At 71.5% G+C, this 2,437-nt stretch carries 3 protein-coding genes; all 3 read right to left on the bottom strand.

Annotation, left to right across the window (positions count from 1 at the left end; genetic code table 11):
- The coding region (locus M6444_RS15030; RefSeq protein ID WP_298328980.1) for a dihydrolipoamide acetyltransferase family protein at positions 1–1,086 on the bottom strand (1,086 nt) is incomplete at its 3' end.
- Complete coding sequence (locus tag M6444_RS15025) at positions 1,083–2,105, bottom strand: alpha-ketoacid dehydrogenase subunit beta (RefSeq protein ID WP_363326388.1); 1,023 nt, start codon at positions 2,103–2,105, stop codon at positions 1,083–1,085. The genes M6444_RS15030 and M6444_RS15025, both read right to left, overlap by 4 nt.
- On the bottom strand, positions 2,102–2,437 hold a 336-nt coding region (locus M6444_RS15020), incomplete at its 5' end, for a thiamine pyrophosphate-dependent enzyme (RefSeq protein ID WP_298328974.1). The genes M6444_RS15020 and M6444_RS15025, both read right to left, overlap by 4 nt.

The raw sequence follows: 2,437 nt of genomic DNA, 5'->3' as shown, positions 1-2,437 counted from the left end.
ATTGATGATCGGCGTGGAGCCGTCGACGCCGAACACGCCGTAGTTGTTGAGCGTGAACGTGCCGCCGGTCAGCTCACCGGGGGTCAATCGGCCATCGCGGGCGGCGTCGGTCAGCCGGGCCAGTTCGGCGGCCAGCTCGCGGGTGCTGAGCGCACCGGCGTCCTGCACGACCGGCACCATCAGCCCGCGGTCGGTCTGCGCGGCCACACCCAGGTTGATCTGCGTATGCCGGACCACGACGAGGTCGTCGCCGTCGGTCTCGACCGACGAGTTGAGATCAGGGAAGTGCGTCAGGCCGGCCACGACGATCCGCGCGAGCAGCGCCAGCAGGCTCACCGGCGGTGAACCCGACCGCAGCGCGTCCTTGGCCTCGATCAGTGCCGTGGCGTCGACGTCGACCCACGTGGTGGCGTCAGGGATCTCGCGCCGACTACGGGTGAGCTTGTCGGCGACGGCTCTGCGTACGCCGTGCAGGGTCTCGCGACGAGCGGGCTGCGACGGCTGGGGCGCTGGCGACGGCAGGGCCGCTGGCGACGGCGCCGCGGAGGCAGGGTCGGCTACGGCTGCCTCCACGTCGCGGCGCACGATGACTCCGGCCGGCCCGCTGCCCCGCAGGCGCCGCAGATCGACGCCGCGATTGCGGGCCAGCAGCCGCACCACCGGCGAGATGACCCGAACGGCGGCGTCGGCATCGGCCGCGACGTCGCGGTGTTGTGACCGGCGCGTGCGTCGCGGCGGCGTCGAGCGTCCGGTGCCGTAGCCGACCAGGACGGCGCCGGAACCGTCGCCGTCGGTGCCGTTCGTTGATGGAGCGGCCTCAGCCGCGACCGTCACCAGCGGCGCGCCGACAGCGACCTGGTCACCGACAGCCGCGTGCCGCTCGACGACGCGACCGGCATACGGGCAGGGCACTTCGACAGTGGCCTTGGCCGTCTCGACGTCCACCACGACGTCGTCGATGCCGACCTCGTCACCCTCGGACACGCGCCAGGCGACGATCTCGGCCTCGGTGAGGCCTTCGCCCAGATCCGGCAGCCGGAACGTCTGGCGTTGGCTGGTCGCTGTTGCTGGCTCGGTGCTGGTCACGGTGCCGCCTCGAGTGTTTCGAGGAACCGGGCGTCGGGCACGTCGTCCCACTGCAGCCGGTCGACCGCGTCCAAGATGCGGTCGACGCCGGGCAGGTGATGCGCTTCGACGATGGGTGGCGGATACGGGACGTCCCACCCGGTCACGCGCAGCACCGGGGCCGCCAGTGAGTGGAAGCACCGTTCCTGGACCCGAGCGACGAGCTCGGCCGCCACGCTGGCGAATCCGGCGGCCTCGGCCACGACCACACAGCGGCCGGTCTTGCGCACCGAGGCCGCGATCGTCGCGTCGTCCAGCGGCACGATGGTGCGCAGATCGATCACCTCGAGTTGGCGGCCGTCGTCGGTCGCCGCGGCCTCGGCCGCTTCGAGCGCGACCGGTACGCAGGCGCCGTAGGCCAGGAGCGTGGCGTCGGTGCCGCTGCGGCGCACGACCGCGGTGCCGAACGGCTCGGTCCGCGCCGGCAGCGCGAGCTCGTCCTTGGACCAATAGAGCTTCTTGGGCTCCATGAAGATCACCGGATCGGGATCGTCGATCGCCTCGCGCAGCAGCGAGTACGCATCGGCCACCGTGGCCGGGACGACCACTTTCAACCCGGGGGTGTGGGCGTAGTACGCCTCGGAGGAGTCCGAGTGATGCTCGACGCCCCCGATGCCACCGCCGTAGGGGATCCGGACGACCATCGGCACGCCGACCGAACCGCGAGTCCGGTTGCGCGTCTTGGCCACGTGCGAGGCGAGCTGCTCGAACGCGGGGTAGGCGAACGCGTCGAATTGCATCTCGACCACGGGCCGGAAGCCGTTCATCGCCATGCCCAGCGCGAAGCCCACGATGCCGCTCTCGGCCAGCGGCGTGTCGAAGCACCGGTCGTCGCCGAATTCACGCGCCAGGCCATCGGTGACCCGGAACACGCCGCCGAGACGGCCCACGTCCTCACCGAACACCACGACCGAGTCGTCGGCGCGCATCGCATCGTGCAGAGCGGCGTTCAGCGCCCGGCCCAGAGCGATGGGCATCAGCGCTCACCTCCGGCCGACAGCTCTTCGGCCAGCCAGCCCGCCTGCTCGGCCAGCTGTGGCGTCGGTTCGGCGTAGACGTGCTCGAACAGCTCGCGCGGGTCGGTGACGGGATCGACGGCCATTCGCGTGCGCAGGTCGGCCACGAGCGCCTCGCCCTCCTCGACGGCTGCCGCGGCGTCGTCGTCAGTCAGCTCGCCGGTGGAGCGCAGGTACGCGGCGAGGCGATCGATCGGGTCGCGGCGCTTCCACTCCTCGACCTCGTCGTGGTCGCGGTAACGGGAGTCGTCGTCGGCGTTGGTGTGCGGTTCGACGCGGTACGTGTGCGCCTCCAC

This window comes from Haloactinopolyspora sp. (genome assembly GCF_027324685.1).
In the GTDB taxonomy this organism is placed as follows: Bacteria; Actinomycetota; Actinomycetes; order Jiangellales; family Jiangellaceae; genus Haloactinopolyspora.
The sequence above is the reverse complement of the archived record's forward strand: the minus strand, read 5'-3'. Positions and strand labels throughout refer to the sequence as shown.